This is a genomic window from Halostella sp. PRR32, assembly GCF_034808085.1.
In the GTDB taxonomy this organism is placed as follows: domain Archaea; phylum Halobacteriota; class Halobacteria; order Halobacteriales; family Natronoarchaeaceae; genus Halostella; species Halostella pelagica.
In genome coordinates, this window is sequence record NZ_JAXHGL010000001.1 from 760,674 (window position 1) to 775,348 (window position 14,675).

At 64.3% G+C, this 14,675-nt stretch carries 21 protein-coding genes and 1 tRNA gene; 18 read left to right on the top strand and 4 right to left on the bottom strand.

The genetic code is table 11. The features are described from left to right. Positions 1-17: 17 nt before the first annotated feature. Together SM753_RS04000 and SM753_RS04005 are read right to left on the bottom strand one after the other, a co-directional pair. Complete coding sequence (locus SM753_RS04000; protein ID WP_323190637.1) at positions 18-638, bottom strand: class I SAM-dependent methyltransferase; 621 nt, start codon at positions 636-638, stop codon at positions 18-20. Positions 639-818: 180 nt separating this feature from the next. After that, complete coding sequence (locus tag SM753_RS04005; protein WP_135535882.1) at positions 819-1,103, bottom strand: translation initiation factor eIF-1A; 285 nt, start codon at positions 1,101-1,103, stop codon at positions 819-821. A 290-nt stretch (positions 1,104-1,393) separates the two neighbouring features. Between SM753_RS04005 and SM753_RS04010 the strand changes: the two genes are divergently transcribed. After that, complete coding sequence (locus SM753_RS04010) at positions 1,394-2,017, top strand: VOC family protein (protein WP_323190638.1); 624 nt, start codon at positions 1,394-1,396, stop codon at positions 2,015-2,017. A gap of 241 nt (positions 2,018-2,258) precedes the next feature. After that, a complete protein-coding gene (locus tag SM753_RS04015) occupies positions 2,259-3,083 on the top strand; it encodes a fumarylacetoacetate hydrolase family protein (protein ID WP_323190639.1) in 825 nt (274 codons plus the stop codon). A gap of 177 nt (positions 3,084-3,260) precedes the next feature. On the opposite strand, the gene SM753_RS04020 is transcribed toward SM753_RS04015, so the two are convergent. After that, entirely contained in the window at positions 3,261-5,555 is a 2,295-nt protein-coding gene (locus tag SM753_RS04020) for a cbb3-type cytochrome c oxidase subunit I (RefSeq protein WP_323190640.1), read from the bottom strand. Positions 5,556-5,722: 167 nt separating this feature from the next. Then, positions 5,723-5,793: transfer RNA gene (locus tag SM753_RS04025), tRNA-Gly, on the bottom strand. Between the two features lie 222 nt (positions 5,794-6,015). On the opposite strand from SM753_RS04025, the gene SM753_RS04030 reads away from it, so the two are divergent. Genes SM753_RS04030 through SM753_RS04105 form a run of 16 tightly spaced genes read left to right on the top strand, consistent with a single transcriptional unit; the run spans position 6,016 to position 14,675 of the window. Next, positions 6,016-6,921, top strand: a complete 906-nt coding sequence (locus SM753_RS04030) for an RNA methyltransferase (protein ID WP_323190641.1) — start codon at positions 6,016-6,018, stop codon at positions 6,919-6,921. 7 nt (positions 6,922-6,928) lie between these two features. Beyond that, positions 6,929-7,945, top strand: a complete 1,017-nt coding sequence (locus SM753_RS04035; protein WP_135535878.1) for a 50S ribosomal protein L3 — start codon at positions 6,929-6,931, stop codon at positions 7,943-7,945. Positions 7,946-7,948: 3 nt separating this feature from the next. Beyond that, a complete protein-coding gene (rpl4p, locus tag SM753_RS04040) occupies positions 7,949-8,701 on the top strand; it encodes a 50S ribosomal protein L4 (RefSeq protein ID WP_138797882.1) in 753 nt (250 codons plus the stop codon). Continuing rightward, positions 8,698-8,955, top strand: coding sequence for a 50S ribosomal protein L23 (locus tag SM753_RS04045; protein WP_135535876.1), 258 nt, complete (start codon positions 8,698-8,700; stop codon positions 8,953-8,955). The genes rpl4p and SM753_RS04045 overlap by 4 nt, the downstream gene beginning before the upstream one ends. Positions 8,956-8,957: 2 nt before the next feature. Then, entirely contained in the window at positions 8,958-9,680 is a 723-nt protein-coding gene (locus SM753_RS04050; protein WP_135535875.1) for a 50S ribosomal protein L2, read from the top strand. Continuing rightward, complete coding sequence (locus SM753_RS04055) at positions 9,680-10,105, top strand: 30S ribosomal protein S19 (RefSeq protein WP_135535874.1); 426 nt, start codon at positions 9,680-9,682, stop codon at positions 10,103-10,105. The genes SM753_RS04050 and SM753_RS04055 overlap by 1 nt, the downstream gene beginning before the upstream one ends. Positions 10,106-10,112: 7 nt before the next feature. Then, positions 10,113-10,577, top strand: a complete 465-nt coding sequence (locus SM753_RS04060) for a 50S ribosomal protein L22 (RefSeq protein ID WP_135535873.1) — start codon at positions 10,113-10,115, stop codon at positions 10,575-10,577. Continuing rightward, a complete protein-coding gene (locus SM753_RS04065; protein WP_135535872.1) occupies positions 10,577-11,533 on the top strand; it encodes a 30S ribosomal protein S3 in 957 nt (318 codons plus the stop codon). Before SM753_RS04060 ends, SM753_RS04065 begins: the two co-directional genes overlap by 1 nt. After that, complete coding sequence (gene rpmC, locus SM753_RS04070) at positions 11,533-11,748, top strand: 50S ribosomal protein L29 (protein ID WP_323190642.1); 216 nt, start codon at positions 11,533-11,535, stop codon at positions 11,746-11,748. Before SM753_RS04065 ends, rpmC begins: the two co-directional genes overlap by 1 nt. Continuing rightward, the gene (locus SM753_RS04075) at positions 11,748-12,164 is read left to right on the top strand and encodes a ribonuclease P protein component 1 (protein WP_135535870.1); all 417 of its coding nucleotides are present in this window, start codon (positions 11,748-11,750) and stop codon (positions 12,162-12,164) included. The genes rpmC and SM753_RS04075 overlap by 1 nt, the downstream gene beginning before the upstream one ends. After that, positions 12,155-12,508 (top strand): 30S ribosomal protein S17, encoded by a 354-nt coding sequence (locus tag SM753_RS04080; RefSeq protein WP_135535869.1) that lies wholly within the window; start codon positions 12,155-12,157, stop codon positions 12,506-12,508. The genes SM753_RS04075 and SM753_RS04080 overlap by 10 nt, the downstream gene beginning before the upstream one ends. Next, a complete protein-coding gene (locus SM753_RS04085) occupies positions 12,508-12,906 on the top strand; it encodes a 50S ribosomal protein L14 (RefSeq protein WP_138797883.1) in 399 nt (132 codons plus the stop codon). The genes SM753_RS04080 and SM753_RS04085 overlap by 1 nt, the downstream gene beginning before the upstream one ends. After that, the gene (rplX, locus tag SM753_RS04090) at positions 12,903-13,259 is read left to right on the top strand and encodes a 50S ribosomal protein L24 (RefSeq protein ID WP_135535867.1); all 357 of its coding nucleotides are present in this window, start codon (positions 12,903-12,905) and stop codon (positions 13,257-13,259) included. Before SM753_RS04085 ends, rplX begins: the two co-directional genes overlap by 4 nt. Next, positions 13,256-13,972, top strand: coding sequence for a 30S ribosomal protein S4e (locus SM753_RS04095; RefSeq protein ID WP_135535866.1), 717 nt, complete (start codon positions 13,256-13,258; stop codon positions 13,970-13,972). The genes rplX and SM753_RS04095 overlap by 4 nt, the downstream gene beginning before the upstream one ends. After that, entirely contained in the window at positions 13,969-14,496 is a 528-nt protein-coding gene (locus SM753_RS04100) for a 50S ribosomal protein L5 (RefSeq protein WP_135535865.1), read from the top strand. The genes SM753_RS04095 and SM753_RS04100 overlap by 4 nt, the downstream gene beginning before the upstream one ends. Next, entirely contained in the window at positions 14,493-14,675 is a 183-nt protein-coding gene (locus SM753_RS04105) for a 30S ribosomal protein S14 (protein ID WP_135535864.1), read from the top strand. Before SM753_RS04100 ends, SM753_RS04105 begins: the two co-directional genes overlap by 4 nt.

Below are 14,675 nucleotides of genomic sequence, written 5' to 3' on the forward strand. Positions count from 1 at the left end.
GACTGAGACGGGTCGGGCTACTGCGCCGAACGGAACGCCCGAAGCATGTCTCGCTTGCCCGACTCGCTGTCGACCTGCTCGAAACCGCGTTCGGTGAAGATGCGTTCCCAGTTCCGGTAGTAAAGCGGCACGTCGTCGTTGACGTAGTTCACTTCGGGGTCGCCCTGCGGTCGGTCCGTCGCGCCGCCTTCGTTTTCGACGGTGATGAGTAGCGAGTCCGTGATCCGGGCGAGGTCATCGAACACCCACGCGGTGTCGGGATGGAGGTGTTGCAGGGTCTCGACCGAATAGACGACGTCGAACTGACCGTCCTCGAAATCGGTGACGGCGTCCTCGATGGCGTCGACGCGGAACGTTCCGTTGGCAGCCAGGCCCGGATACATCTCGTCCATCACCTCGAAGGCGTCCGGGTTGATGTCGATGCCGTACAGGTCTTCGAACCCGTTCTCGTGGAGGTGGGCGAGATGCCGTCCCGAACTGCAGCCGAGTTCCAGAACCGTGGCGTCGCGAGCCACGGACGAGTCGAGAACCTCATGGATCCACTCGCTCGACTCGTTCGGTCCGTAGTGGGCGTAATAGTCCGGCGAGTACTCCCCCTGCTGGTCTTCCCAGAGTCGACGGACCTCGGTAGAATCCATTGGCTAGCCGTAGTACATCACGCGTGAAACGTGCTTGGAATCAGTCAGGGGCGACTGACGCCGCGTGGACCGGGACTTCCCGTTCGGTAGCGTCGCTCTGCAGTCGGGGTCGAACGAGTACAACGGAACTGACGCGTTGCTCGCGGTTCGGGTTACGAAGAACAGTACGCTATCGCAGAATCAGTCGATGTGACCTTCGCGGCGGAGCTGGTCCGCGTCCTGGCCGGAGTAGCGCCACTCGATGTTGGCTTTCTCGTCCTGCCAGTCCCACGGTTCGACGAGTACGACGTCGTCCTCGTTGATCCACGTTCGGTATTTCATTCGGCCGGGGATCCGGCCCATCCGGTTCTTGCCGTCCTCACACCGAACGCGGACGTGGTTGCCACCGTTGTGTTCGGTGACGACCGCGAACAGTTCGTCGTCGTCGGGCATCCGCAGGTTCCGCCGCTCTGAATTTTCACTCACTACCGAAGATAGGTTCTCCTCACGTATAAGTCATTGGAGAGTGACGATATCATTTACCACACCCGGCAGAGTCGGCTGAGCAAAGAATGCTTCCGTCGAGAACCGACCGTGACGGTAGTTCGCGCCTCAACCGTTTAGTCAGTACCATCCACGTCCCAGTTCCGTTTCATAATTCCATAGCCGCTGCGCACTGTCACCCCCGAAGGAGCGGTACTGAAACCTCTCACACCCGGGCGAAGAGGGCACACGAGCGCGTCAAACGTATGTGATCCAAAGCTCTAGAAGGTGCCATGTCTGACGATCCTTCGACAGAACCCGTCACCGCAGATCGGCCCGACAGTCCGATCCACGTCACCGGAACCGACCACATCACGCTCATCGGGAGCAACGAGGAGGAGACGATAGAGTTCTACCGCGACGTTCTCGGAATGCCGCTCGTACTCCGGCAACCGAACCTCGACGACCCGGACTCGACGCACCTGTTTTTCGACACCGGCGACGGCCGCATCATCACCTTCTTCGTCCGCGACGACCGGCAGTCGAACCCGCAGCCGCACCGCCACCGCGCCGGGTCGGTCCATCACCTCTCGTTCAGCATCGACCCCGAGCGCTTCGGCGAGGTCAAGCAGGCACTGAACGATGTGGGCCGCGGCTACAACGAGTTCGACCGCGGCATCTTCCACTCGCTGTACACGCAGGACCACAACGGCATGGTGATCGAACTGTCGACCGACAAGTACGACATCCCGAACGACCGCCGCGGCGAGGTGCTGGCGACCGCCCAGCGACTCCGCGTCGAGGACGGGTCGGACTTCGCCGAGGAGGAACATCTCGCGGCCGCGCTGGACGAACTCGGCATCGACAGCGACCCTGTCGAACTCCCCGCCGCGCCGACCGGGTCGGGGGTGGAGTAAGTCCCCCGGCGCGTCGAATTCAACCCGAACAAAGCGCGATCTCGAACGGTTCGCGTTCCGAACGGTCTGCGTTTCGAATGGTTCATCTCGAACGGCGGATACCTCCCCGAGATCGTCGAATGGGTCAACGAGCGCGGTGTTAGCGGTCGTTCGAGCCGGGTGAGCGGTCGCACCGCTGCGGTCGGGTGATGACGTCCGTCGACCGAAAACCATTGCCGTTCGTCGCCCCATTCTCGTCGTGATGCGACTCGCACGGATCCGGACTGACGACGGCGTGCTGACTGGCGAGTACGAGGACGGGACGGTCCACACCGACGGCGAGAGCTACGTTGTCGGCGACGCCGTCGAACGCGGCTCAACGGACGCCCGTTTGCCCGCGTCTCGCGGAGGTTCCGCCGGAACGAGTTCCCGCGACCGCTCGGTCGCTGACACGCCCGAATCCGACGCGGCTGAACTGCTCGCTCCCTGTGACCCGACTGCGGTGTACTGCGTCGGTCGCAACTACGCCGCGACGCTGGACCAGATGGACTACGAGCGCCCGGAGCAACCGGACTGGTTCATCAAGCCGCCGGCGTCAGTGCATCCGCCGGGCAACCCGGTCGCGTACCCGTCGTGGACCAACGAACTGACCTACGCCGGCGAACTCGCCGCGGTCATCGACCGGGAGTGTACGGACCTGGATCCCGGTGACGTAGACGATGTCGTCCGCGGATACACGATACTGAACGACCTCGACGCGCTGGACCAGCCCGGACGGACCGCCCGGAAGGCGTTCGACGGGTCCGGACCTCTCGGCCCGTGGATCGAGACGGATGTCGACCCGTCGGGGCTCGATATGACGACCCGCGTCGGCGGCGAGTTGCGTCAGGAGGCAAACACCGAACTGATGCTGTTCCCGCCGCGGGAGACGATAGCGTTCCTCTCCGAGCGGTACACGTTTCGGCCCGGTGACGTGGTCGCGTTCGGCAGTCCGGCCAACCCCGGCCTGGTCGAACCCGGCGACGACGTCGAGATCTGGTACGAGGGGATCGGAACGCTTCGAAACGCCGTCGTCGGGGGCGAGTAGAGCTGTACAGAGGTATCAGGGCGCGGCGTAGAACGGGACGCTACTCTACCGGTGCAGTCATCGCAGAAGAGATGAGACGCGAACCGTTCGCGGTCGGCTCATAGGACTGACGTAAATCAATTCGGTAGTTCGCCGACACGGGGTCGGCGAATACCGGAAGCAGTTACAACGGCCCTCTCAGTCGTCGCTTTCGCTCGGGACCCGGCGGGGGTATCCGTCCTCGTCGGGACTTTCGGCGGGCGTATCCGCCTCGCGCTGGTTGCGGAGTTTCGCTACCACGTCGTAGCCGAAGATCAGCGTTCCGATGATTATCAGCGTGTCACCCGGAAGTCGGGCCCAGAACAGCCACTGGATGATGTCCTGGTTGTAGAACGCCAGGCCGCGCGCGGTCGCGTAGTTCTCGACGAACGCGGTTTCGAGCTGCAGGAAGCCGACGGGCAGGACCGACACGAACACCATCAGGGCGAGGCCGACGTTCCACGCCCAGAACGCCCAGCGCAGCCGACGGCCGCTCCAGTCGGCCGTCGATATCTGGAGCATGTAGATCGCCATGCCCAGAGCGAGGAAGCCGAACGCGCCGAACATGGCGGCGTGTGCGTGCCCGACGGTGAGGTACGTACCGTGTTCGTAGTAGTTGATCAGCGGGAGGTTGATGAAGAACCCGAGGACGCCCGCGCCAACGAAGTTCCAGACGCCGCTCGCGATGATGAACATGAACGGGAGCTTGTACGGGAACTCCTTCCCGCTCGCGTCGAACGTCCGATACTGGCCGAGCGCCTCGTAGAGGATGAACACCAGCGGGATCAGTTCCAGCGTCGAAAACGCGCTGCCGATGGGAACCCACATGTCCGGCATGCCGACCCACCAGTAGTGGTGTGAGACGCCGATGACGCCGGTCCCCATGACGAGGAGCGATTCGACCAGGACGGCTTTCTCGGCGGAGCGGTACGAGAGCAGGTTCATCGACACCAGCGTGAACGCGACGACGGCGACGATGAAGAACTCGAACGCGCCCTCGACCCACATGTGGACGACCCACCAGCGCCAGAACTCGGTGACAGCGATGTTGGTCGTCGGCGTGAAGAGGAACCCGGCGGTGAACAGGAGCCCGATCGATCCGCCTGCGTAGAGGATCATGTGGGCAAGCCCGTACTTGGATTCCTCCACGAGGAGGGGCTTGAGTGCTCGCGCGACCAGAACCGCCCAGAGGGCGAACCCGACGAGCAGGCCGGCCTGCCAGAACTTCCCGATCTCGAGGTACTCCAGTCCCTCGTTTCCGAATATCCACCAGAGGTCGCCGCCGATGTACCCGTTCGCACCGAGCCAGACGCCTGCCAGTCCGCCGACGGCGACGACAAGCAGCGCGCCCAAGAGTCCGCGGACGTAGGTCTGCTGGCGTTTCGGCTCGTAGCGGGTCACCAGCGCCGGCAGGAACAGCCCCGCGGCGATCCACAGCGTCGCGATCCAGAGGATCGCAAGATCGAGGTGCCACGTCTTGGCCATCGAGAACGGCAGCACCTCGACGATGTTCACGCCGAAGAGCGTTGTCACGCCGAAGAAGGCGTCCCGTTCGACGTAGTAGTGCGCGAGGAGTCCGCCGAGAGCGACCTGTCCGACGAACAACAGCGCGGCCACGGGGATGAACTTCACCGCGGTCTGCTGGCTCGGGTACAGGTCGAACTCGCCGGGGGACGGAACGTCGAACCCCTCAGTGTCCGGTTCGGGAAGTTCGATCGACTTGTAGAGCCAGACGCCGAACCCCGCACCTGCGACGAGAAGTACCATCGATATCACGCTCCACGTCATCGCGGCCCCGATCGGGTTGTTCCCCGAGAGCGGCGCATAGGGCCAGTCGTTCGTGTACGTGTGCGTGCTTTCCGGACGATCCGTATGCGCCGCCCAGGCGGTCCAGAGAGCGAAGTCAGCGAACTGTGACGCCTCCTCCTCGGAGTCGATCATGCCTGCCGGCACGCCCCGTTCCGAATCGCCCTCGTGGTACCGCTCGATGTAGTCCTGGCGAACCGCCTCGTGGGCGTACACTTCCGCCTCGGAGTACGGTATCGCGTTCTCCGACGGCTGGTCGTTGCCGAGGTCTTCCGTGACGCGCTCGTCGACGGCCGCGCGCTCACCCGCTTCGAGGTCGTCGTACGCCGTTCCGTACCGCTGGTCGGCGTAGTACTCCTGCATGTACTGGGTCTTCAACTCCAGGGCGTCCGCCGTGTAGTCGACGCCGTAGTAAGCGCCGTTACCCAGGATCGACCCGTGGTTCATCAGCCCGTACTGCTGGAAGGCTGCCTTTCCGTCCTGAATATCCGCCGTGGTGGCGACCGTCTCACCGTCCGGTCCGTGAATTCGGTCCGGCATCGGTGGCGCCTCTTCGTAGGCGAACCACGCACCTGCGCCCATCACTGCGAGGTTGAACACGAAGACCACCACGAGGATCTTCGCGAGTGTCTGTCTCTGAACTCTCATCGGTAGTTGGATGTACAGTATCGACACAAAATAGGTGACAGACGATTCTCGACAACTGGGAAGGGAACGAGCGTTCTCAGTACCTCGCTTCGCCGGCGCGGTGTTGCTGCTCGCGGAGGCACGAGCGGACGCTACGGCGTCCTAATCGGGATAATTCGAAGGAAAAGTGCGCTGGCCGAGATTTGAACTCGGGTTGTGACCATGGCAAGGTCACGTGATACCACTACACTACCAGCGCCCGTTGCATTTGCTTCTAATTCTCGGATGTCGTATAAGGCTTCCGGATCTGGACACCTTCGACCCGGCGAACCACGGTACTGAGAAACATACGCAAACCGTCGTGAAACCCTACTGAAACCCGTGTGAACGGCCCACAGGATAGATCCGATCCGCTATCCTTTTACGACCCGGACGGAAAACATCGGCACAGTCTAGTGGCGAGGCGTCGAAGCGTCACGGCATGACCGTCAGCGTACTCGTGCCGTCGTCTCTCGTCCGGGAAGCCGAAGACAAACGCGAGGCAACTCGCAAGATCGGTTACGTCGCCCGCGCGGCGACGGTGTTCCGGGCGGACCGCCTGACCGTCTTCCCCGATTCGGAGGGGGAGCGCAGGTGGGGCGGCGGGTTCGTCGAAACCGTACTTCGGTACGCCGCAACGCCGCCGTACCTCCGAAAGGAGGCGTGGGGCAAGCGGGACGAACTGGAGTTCGCGGGCGTACTGCCGCCGCTCCGCGCCGCGTCGCAGACCGGCTCCGGATCCGACGATTCGGGGTCGTTAAGACAGGGAATCGTGACCGAGGTCGGACCTGAAGGGCGCGTACGGGTCAATTGCGGAATGCAACACCCAATTTCGCTCGTCGTCCCTCCCGAAACGGAGGTCGACGAGGGGGAGCGCGTTACCGTCAGGATCTCTTCGAGAGAGCCGGTCCGTGCGAAGATCGTCGACACCCCCCTACCGGGGCTGTCGGTCGACCGCGCGGACCTTTCGGCAGCGCTCGGCCGTGAGGACGCCGGTGTCCGGATCGCAACGTCGCGCCACGGTGAACCGCTCACCGCTGGCCGACTCGGACAACTGGCCGGTCGCATCGAGGGCGACGGAATGACCGTCGCCTTCGGTGCGCCCGAGAGAGGGCTGCCGGCGATGATCGAGGGCGTGACCGCGGAGGCGGTCAGGTCCTCCCGGACTCCCGACGAGGGAGCCGTTGAGACCGAACCGGCGGACGGGACCGACCCGTCCGCGGTCGAACCAGGCGTACCCGGCCGGTTCGACCTCTGGCTCAACGCGATTCCGAACCAGGGCAGCGAGGTCGTGCGAACGGAAGAAGCAATGTTCGCCGCCCTCGGCTGCCTCACACTCACAGAGTGAGACAACAATGCCACAACCAAGCAGACCACGCAAAGGCTCGCTGGGGTTCGGTCCGCGGAAGCGCGCGGAGAGCGAAGTTCCGCGCTTCAATTCGTGGCCGGACGATGACGGACAGCCAGCGCTCCAGGGTTTCGCCGGCTACAAGGCAGGTATGACCCACGTGGTGATGATCAACGACGAGTCAGACTCCCCCCGCGAAGGGATGGAGGAGACCGTCCCAGTCACCATCGTGGAGACGCCGCCGATGCGCGCCGTCGCCCTGCGAGCGTACGAAGACACCGCGTACGGAAAGAAACCGATAACGGAAGTCTGGACCGACGAGTTCCACGACGAACTCGACCGCGTCCTGGACGTTCCCGAGGAGTACAACGCTGACGCCGCGGAGGACGAACTCCGCGACGCCATCGAGGCCGGCGACGTCGCCGACATCCGCGTCATCACCCACACCGTACCGGACGACGTACAGAGCGTTCCGAAGAAAAAGCCCGACGTGATGGAGACGCGCGTCGGCGGCGGTTCCATCGAGGACCGCGCCGATTTCGCCCTCGACATCGTGGCCGACGGCGGCGCACACGAGATGAACGACGTGTTCCGCGCCGGCGAATACACGGACGTCAGCGGCATCACGAAAGGGAAAGGTACCCAGGGCCCCGTCAAGCGATGGGGCGTCCAGAAGCGGAAAGGGAAACACGCCCGTCAGGGCTGGCGGCGCCGGATCGGTAACCTCGGCCCGTGGAACCCCTCCCGCGTTCGCTCGACGGTCCCGCAGCAGGGCCAGACTGGCTACCACCAGCGTACGGAACTGAACAAGCGCCTCATCGACATCGGTGACGGCGACGACGCGTCGGTCGACGGCGGCTTCGTCAACTACGGCGAAGTCGACGGCCCGTACGCGCTCGTGAAAGGCTCGGTCCCCGGTCCGGAGCAGCGTCTCGTACGCCTCCGACCGGCCGTCCGACCGAACGACCAACCGCGCCTCGATCCCGAGGTGCGCTACGTCTCTACCGAATCGAATCAGGGGTAAACAATGCAAGCAACAATCCGTAACCTGGACGGCGAGGACGACGGCACGCTCGACCTCCCCGAGGTGTTCGAGTCGGCTTACCGACCGGACCTCATCAAGCGAGCCGTGCTCGCCGCCCAGGCCAACCGAAAACAGGACTACGGCGCGGACGAGTACGCCGGCATGCGAACGCCCGCCGAGTCGCAAGGGAGCGGCCGCGGCATGGCCCACGTCCCGCGCGAGAACGGACAGGGGCGACGCGTGCCCCAGACCGTGGGCGGCCGCCCGGCCCACCCGCCGAAGTCCGAGAAGGATCGCTCGCTAGATATCAACGACAAGGAACGGAAACAGGCAGTCCGCAGCGCCATCGCGGCGACGGCGGACGAAGACGTCGTGGCCGAGCGAGGCCACGAGTTCGACGACGACCTCGACCTGCCGCTCGTCGTGAGCGACTCGTTCGAGGAACTCGTCAAGACCCAGGCGGTCGTCGACACGCTCGAATCCCTCGGCGTTCACGAGGACATCGAACGCGCCGACGAGGGCCGTTCGGTCCGTTCCGGTCGCGGGAAGACCCGCGGCCGCAAGTACCAGACGCCGCGGTCGATCCTCTTTGTCACGTCCAACGAGGCCGGCCCGTCGAAGGCCGCGCGTAACCTCGCTGGCGCTGACGTCGCGACGGCGGCCGAGGTCAACGCGGAAGACCTCGCCCCCGGCGCGGAAGGCGGTCGACTAACGGTGTTCACCGAGAGCGCCGTCGAGGAGGTGGCCTCCCGATGACGGGAGACATCATCGTCCACCCGCTGGTCACCGAGAAGGCGATGAACCAGATGGACTTCGACAACAAGCTCCAGTTCATCGTCGACCTGGACGCCGCCAAGCCGGAGATAAAGGAGGCCGTTCAGGAACAGTTCGACATCAACGTCGAGAAAGTCAACACCCAAGTCACGATGAACGGGAGAAAGAAAGCGACCGTCCGACTCGCCGAAGAGGACGACGCGCAGGAAGTCGCCTCCCGTATCGGGGTGTTCTAACAATGGGACGGAGAATTCAAGGACAGCGACGCGGTCGCGGTGGCTCGACGTTCCGAGCCCCGTCGCATCGCTACAAGGCGGACCTGACGCACAAAAAAGCCGAAGACAGCGACGTGATTTCCGGCACGGTCGTCGACATCGAGCACGACCCGGCCCGGAGCGCACCCGTCGCTGCCGTCGAGTTCGAGGACGGCGACCGACGCCTCATCCTCGTCGCCGAGGGGATCGGCGTCGGCGAGGAGATCCAGATCGGCGTTTCGGCCGAGATCAAGCCGGGCAACACGCTCCCGCTCGCCGAGATCCCGGAAGGGGTTCCGGTCAGCAACATCGAGCGCCAGCCCGGAGACGGCGGCAAGTTCGCCCGCGCCAGCGGGACGAGCGGCGACCTCATCACCCACGACCGCGACGCCGCGGTCGTCCAGTTGCCGAGCGGCGAGGTCAAGCGACTCGACCCCGAGTGCCGGGCGACCGTCGGCGTCGTCGCCGGCGGCGGCCGCACCGAGAAGCCCCACGTCAAAGCGGGGAACAAGTACCACAAGATGAAAGCCCGCGGCACGAAGTGGCCCAACGTTCGTGGCGTCGCCATGAACGCCGTCGACCACCCGTTCGGTGGCGGTGGCCGCCAGCACCCGGGCAAACCGAAGAGCATCTCCCGCAACGCCCCGCCGGGCCGCAAGGTCGGCGACATCTCGTCCCGGCGCACGGGACGCGGAGGTGACAACTGATGTCTGATTCCGAATACCGAACCGGCCGTGAAGGTGAGTTCACCTACCGCGGTCACACGTTGGACGAACTGCAGGACATGAGCCTGGAGGAAGTCGCGGAACTGCTCCCCGCTCGACAGCGGCGAACCATCAAACGCGGCCTCACCGTGCAGGAGGAGAAACTCCGCGAGGAAGCGCAGACGAAAGGCGACGAGGAGTCGGCGAACGACCCCATCCGCACGCACCTTCGCGACATGCCGGTGCTGCCGGAGTTCGTCGGGAAGACCTTCGCCGTCCACAACGGCCAGGGCTTCGAGCGCGTGCAGGTCGAACCCGAGATGATCGGCCACTACCTCGGCGAGTTCCAGCTGACGCGGACCTCCGTCGAACACGGTCAGGCCGGTATCGGCGCGACACGCTCCTCGAAGTTCGTGCCGCTGAAGTGATACAATCATGGGAATCAACTACAGCGTCGACGCGGACCCGGACGAGACGGCGAAAGCAATGCTCCGGGAGCGTCACATGAGTCACAAGCACAGCAAGGCGATCGCCCGAGCTATCAAGGGCAAGACCGCCGCCGAGGCCGAGGAGTTCCTCCAGGCGGTCGTCGACGGCGACCAGTCGGTCCCGTTCAAACAGCACAACTCCGGCGTCGGTCACCGGTCGGATATCGACGGCTGGGACGCGGGTCGCTACCCGGAGAAAGCCAGCGGCGAGTTCCTCGACCTCATCGAGAACGCCGTCGCCAACGCGGACCATCAGGGGTTCGACGGCGAGGAGATGGTCATCGAGCACGTCGCCGCCCACAAGGTCGGCGAGTCCCAGGGACGCAAGCCCCGAGCGATGGGCCGGGCGTCCGCGTGGAACACGCCGGAGGTCGACGTCGAACTGATCCTGGCGGAGGAGGGTGACGAATAATGGCAGACGAACACCAGTTCATCGAAGACGGCCTGCAGCGCTCCCAGATAGACGAGTTCTTCGCGGACGAACTCGGTCGCGCCGGCTACGGCGGGATGGACGTCGCACACACGCCGATGGGTACGCAGATCGTCCTCAAGGCCGAGAAGCCGGGGATGGTCATCGGCAAGGGCGGCGAGAACATCCGGAAGATCACCACGGCACTCGAGGACCGATTCAACCTCGAAGACCCGCAGATCGACGTTCAGGAGGTCGACGAACCCGACCTGAACGCCCGGATCGTCGCCGACCGCCTGGCGAACGCGCTCGAACGCGGCTGGTACTTCCGGAAAGCCGGCCACACCACGCTCGAACGCATCATGGATGCCGGCGCACTGGGTGCCGAGATCGTCCTCTCGGGCAAAGTGACCGGCGCGCGCTCGCGCGTTGAGAAGTTCAACGACGGGTACATCAAGCACAACGGTGAGCCCGCCGAGACGATCGTCGACCACGGTCAGGGCGTCGCCGTCATGAAACTCGGCACTATCGGCGTGGACGTCAAGATCATCCCGCCGGAGGCTCAGCTCCCCGACGACTTCCGCATCGAGGAGGACGCCGACATCGAAGACCTCGTTCCCGAAGACATCGAGGCCGACGAGGGCGTCGAAGCCCTGCTCGACGAGCCCGAGGAGGGCGAGGTCGCGGAGGACCTCGGCGAGGCCGAGGCCGAAACCGACGAGACCGCCGAGCCCGACGAAGAAGTCGTCGAGGAGGAGGTCATCGAGGAGGCTGCGGAGGCCCCGACCGAGGAGTTCGAGGACGAAGACGTCGAGGTCCCCGGTGGCGAGGAAGAAGACATCGCCGAGGAGCTCGAAGAACTCGACGAGGAAGTCGAGGAGGAGGCCGACGAGCTGATGGACGAGATGGACGACGCGGAAGCGGAGTCCGACGACGAAGACGAGGGAGGTGACGCCTGATGGCTATCCTCTACACCGAAGAGATCCGCGAGATGACGCCCGCCGAGCGTGCCAGCGAGCTTGAGGAACTCGAAACCGAGCTTCTCAACGCGAAGGCCGTGCAGGCAGCGGGTGGTGCGCCGGAAGACCCCGGTCGCATCAGCGAGCTGCGGAAGACGATCGCTCGCATCAAAACGATCCAGCACGAAGAAGACGACGACACGGACGTAGAATAATGGCACTGACACCAGAGACGCTCCCACGACACGAACTCAACGGCCTCCTCGTGGAGGTCGTCGACGCCGCGAACCCCGACCTCGTCGGGATAGCGGGGCGTGTCGTGATCGAGACGACGCAGACGCTGCACATCGAGAGTCGCGACAACGGGGCGTCTCAGGTGCGACAGGTGCCGAAACAGGACTCGACGTTCGAGTTCACGCTTACAGATGAAGCCGCCGCGTCCGAGAGGACTGCGGGGACTGCGTCGGAACCGGGTCGTCCCGACGAGGACGACGAACGTGCCGAGGGGCACGCAGACGGTGCCAACGGGCACTCCGGCAACGACGCGGCCCACGTTACGGTGGATGGAGCACGACTGCTCTCACAACCCGCCCGACGAAGCGAGAACACAGGAGATTCATTATGGCGATAGGACTGAATGTACCGGAACCGGAGGAAACCTGCTCCGACGAGAACTGTCCGTTCCACGGAACCCTTTCCGTGCGCGGCCAGATCCTCGAGGGAGAGGTAGCCTCCACCGACATGGACAAGACCGTGATCGTCGAACGAGAGTACGACGTCACAGTGCCGAAGTACGACCGTTTCATGAAGCGACGGTCGCGCGTTCCGGCCCACGCACCCGAGTGCCTGGGTCTGGAAGTAGGCGACACGGTCCGTATAGCAGAGACACGACCACTTTCGAAGACGAAGAGTCACGTCGTCGTCGAGGAGATCCCAGCGGAAGCCGGAGCTGCCGGCGAGGGAGGTGACGACTGATGGAAGCGCTCAAGGCTGACGTGACGCAGGGACTGGAGAAAGGTTCCCTGCTGACCTGTGCCGACAACACGGGTGCGCGCGAGGTGAAAGTCACCAGCGTGTCGGGGTACTCCGGCGCGAAGAACCGCCACCCGAAAGCCGGCATCGGCGACAAGATCACGGTTTCAGTCACCAAGGGGACGCCCGAGATGCGTCGCCAGGTGCTCGAGGCCGTCATTGTTCGTCAGCGCAAGGCGATCCGTCGACCCGACGGCACCCGCGTGAAGTTCGCGGACAACGCGGCCGTCATCATCGACGAGAACGAGGAGCCGCGCGGGACCGAGATCAAAGGCCCCATCGCGCGGGAAGTCGCAGAGCGATTCGGAAGTATCGCGAGCACGGCGACGATGATAGTATGACACGACAACCACGCAAACAGCGAAACCAGAGCGCGGAAGCGTCGCTCCACGAGCGACACAAGCAGGTCCACGCGACGCTGTCGTCCGACCTCCGCGAGGAGTACGACACCCGGCGCGTTCGCGTGAACGAAGGCGACACCGTCGAGGTCATGCGCGGCGACTTCGCAGGCGAAGACGGCGAAGTCGTCAACGTCGACCTCAAGGACGCCGCCGTTCACGTCGAGGACGTCACTCAGGAGAAAGCCGACGGCGAGGAAGTTCCGCGGCCGCTCGACGCGAGCAACCTCCGCGTGACGGACCTGAACCTGGACGACGAGCGCCGAGAGGCGCGTCTGGAAGGTGATAGCGAATGACGAAACACCAGAAACGACTGTCAGTTCCGAAGTCCTGGCCGGTCGAACGCAAGACGGAGACGTTCACGACGGCGGCCGGCGCAGGCCCGCACGGCAAGGACGGCGTACCGCTCGTCATCCTTCTGCGGGACGTGCTCGGCTACGTCGACTCGAAGAAGGAAGCACGCTACGCCCTGAACCAGGACGCAGTTCTGGTCAACGGCGACGCCGTCTCCGACGAGAGTCGACCGATCGGGATGTTCGACATCCTGGCCTTTACCGAGCGCGAAGAGTTTTACCGCGTCTTCCCCGACGAGGGCGGTCGGCTCTCGCTGACCCCCGTCGACGAGGAAGCCGCCGGCAGCAAACTGAGCAAGATCGAGGACAAGCAGCAGGTCCCCGGCGGGGAGACGCAGGTGAACCTCCACGACGGACAGAACCTGAGCATAGACGCCAGCGAGTACAGCGGCGGTGACTCGATCGTCGTCGACAACGACACCAACGAGGTCGTCGCTCACTTCCCGTACGAGGAAGGGGCGCTCGTGACGGCCGTTCGCGGTCAGCACGCCGGCGATATCGGCGAGATCGCGGAGATTCAGGTCACGCCCGGCAGCGGTTCGAACAACGTTGTCGTCGAAATGGACGACGGCTCCTTCGAGACGATCGAGGAGTACGTCGTCGTCATCGACGAGAACTTCACGGGCGACGACTCGGACGGAGGTGACGCAGAATGAGCGAGGCAGACGACGCCGAGTTCCACGAGATGCGTCGCCCCCAGACCGAGAAGGTCGTCGTCCATATGGGCGTCGGCGAGGGCGGTCGAGAACTCGCCAAAGCAGAGGAGATACTCGAAGAGGTCACCGGCCAGCAGAGCGTTCGAACCCAGGCGAAGGCGACGAACGCCGACTTCAACATCCGGAAGGGCGACCCCATCGGCGCGAAGGTCACCCTTCGCGGCGAGGACGCCGACGAGTTCCTGGAGAAGTCGCTGCCGCTCGCGGACGTCTCCGCGTCGCAGTTCGACGACACCGGTAACTTCAGTTTCGGCGTCGAGGAACACACTGAGTTCCCGAGTCAGGAGTACGACCCGAGCGTCGGGATCTACGGGCTGGACGTCACTGTCAACCTGGTGCGTCCGGGCTACCGCGTCTCCAAGCGCGACAAGGCCACCCGCTCGATCCCGTCGAGCCACCGCCTCGACGAAGGCGATGCAGTCGCCTTCGTGGAGTCGGAGTTCAACGTGGAGATCGACCAATGAGTGAAAGTGAGAACGAAGCCGACGCTACGGGCGAGCACGCCACAAAGCGCACCGAGCAGATGGAGCAGTGCCAGCGCTGCGGGCGCAAGCAGGGCCTCGTCGGCAAGTACGACATCTGGCTGTGTCGACAGTGCTTCCGCGAAGTTGCCCGGAGCATGGGCTTCAACAAGTACCGATAA

Excerpts from the sequence above, each read along its gene's own strand:
- SM753_RS04000 (WP_323190637.1), bottom strand. The coding sequence starts at position 638 with ATGGATTCTACCGAGGTCCGTCGACTCTGGGAAGACCAGCAGGGGGAG.
- SM753_RS04010 (WP_323190638.1), top strand. The coding sequence starts at position 1,394 with ATGTCTGACGATCCTTCGACAGAACCCGTCACCGCAGATCGGCCCGAC.
- SM753_RS04015 (WP_323190639.1), top strand. The coding sequence starts at position 2,259 with ATGCGACTCGCACGGATCCGGACTGACGACGGCGTGCTGACTGGCGAG.
- SM753_RS04020 (WP_323190640.1), bottom strand. The coding sequence starts at position 5,555 with ATGAGAGTTCAGAGACAGACACTCGCGAAGATCCTCGTGGTGGTCTTC.
- SM753_RS04030 (WP_323190641.1), top strand. The coding sequence starts at position 6,016 with ATGACCGTCAGCGTACTCGTGCCGTCGTCTCTCGTCCGGGAAGCCGAA.
- SM753_RS04035 (WP_135535878.1), top strand. The coding sequence starts at position 6,929 with ATGCCACAACCAAGCAGACCACGCAAAGGCTCGCTGGGGTTCGGTCCG.
- rpl4p (WP_138797882.1), top strand. The coding sequence starts at position 7,949 with ATGCAAGCAACAATCCGTAACCTGGACGGCGAGGACGACGGCACGCTC.
- SM753_RS04045 (WP_135535876.1), top strand. The coding sequence starts at position 8,698 with ATGACGGGAGACATCATCGTCCACCCGCTGGTCACCGAGAAGGCGATG.
- SM753_RS04050 (WP_135535875.1), top strand. The coding sequence starts at position 8,958 with ATGGGACGGAGAATTCAAGGACAGCGACGCGGTCGCGGTGGCTCGACG.
- SM753_RS04055 (WP_135535874.1), top strand. The coding sequence starts at position 9,680 with ATGTCTGATTCCGAATACCGAACCGGCCGTGAAGGTGAGTTCACCTAC.
- SM753_RS04060 (WP_135535873.1), top strand. The coding sequence starts at position 10,113 with ATGGGAATCAACTACAGCGTCGACGCGGACCCGGACGAGACGGCGAAA.
- SM753_RS04065 (WP_135535872.1), top strand. The coding sequence starts at position 10,577 with ATGGCAGACGAACACCAGTTCATCGAAGACGGCCTGCAGCGCTCCCAG.
- rpmC (WP_323190642.1), top strand. The coding sequence starts at position 11,533 with ATGGCTATCCTCTACACCGAAGAGATCCGCGAGATGACGCCCGCCGAG.
- SM753_RS04075 (WP_135535870.1), top strand. The coding sequence starts at position 11,748 with ATGGCACTGACACCAGAGACGCTCCCACGACACGAACTCAACGGCCTC.
- SM753_RS04080 (WP_135535869.1), top strand. The coding sequence starts at position 12,155 with ATGGCGATAGGACTGAATGTACCGGAACCGGAGGAAACCTGCTCCGAC.
- SM753_RS04085 (WP_138797883.1), top strand. The coding sequence starts at position 12,508 with ATGGAAGCGCTCAAGGCTGACGTGACGCAGGGACTGGAGAAAGGTTCC.
- rplX (WP_135535867.1), top strand. The coding sequence starts at position 12,903 with ATGACACGACAACCACGCAAACAGCGAAACCAGAGCGCGGAAGCGTCG.
- SM753_RS04095 (WP_135535866.1), top strand. The coding sequence starts at position 13,256 with ATGACGAAACACCAGAAACGACTGTCAGTTCCGAAGTCCTGGCCGGTC.
- SM753_RS04100 (WP_135535865.1), top strand. The coding sequence starts at position 13,969 with ATGAGCGAGGCAGACGACGCCGAGTTCCACGAGATGCGTCGCCCCCAG.
- SM753_RS04105 (WP_135535864.1), top strand. The coding sequence starts at position 14,493 with ATGAGTGAAAGTGAGAACGAAGCCGACGCTACGGGCGAGCACGCCACA.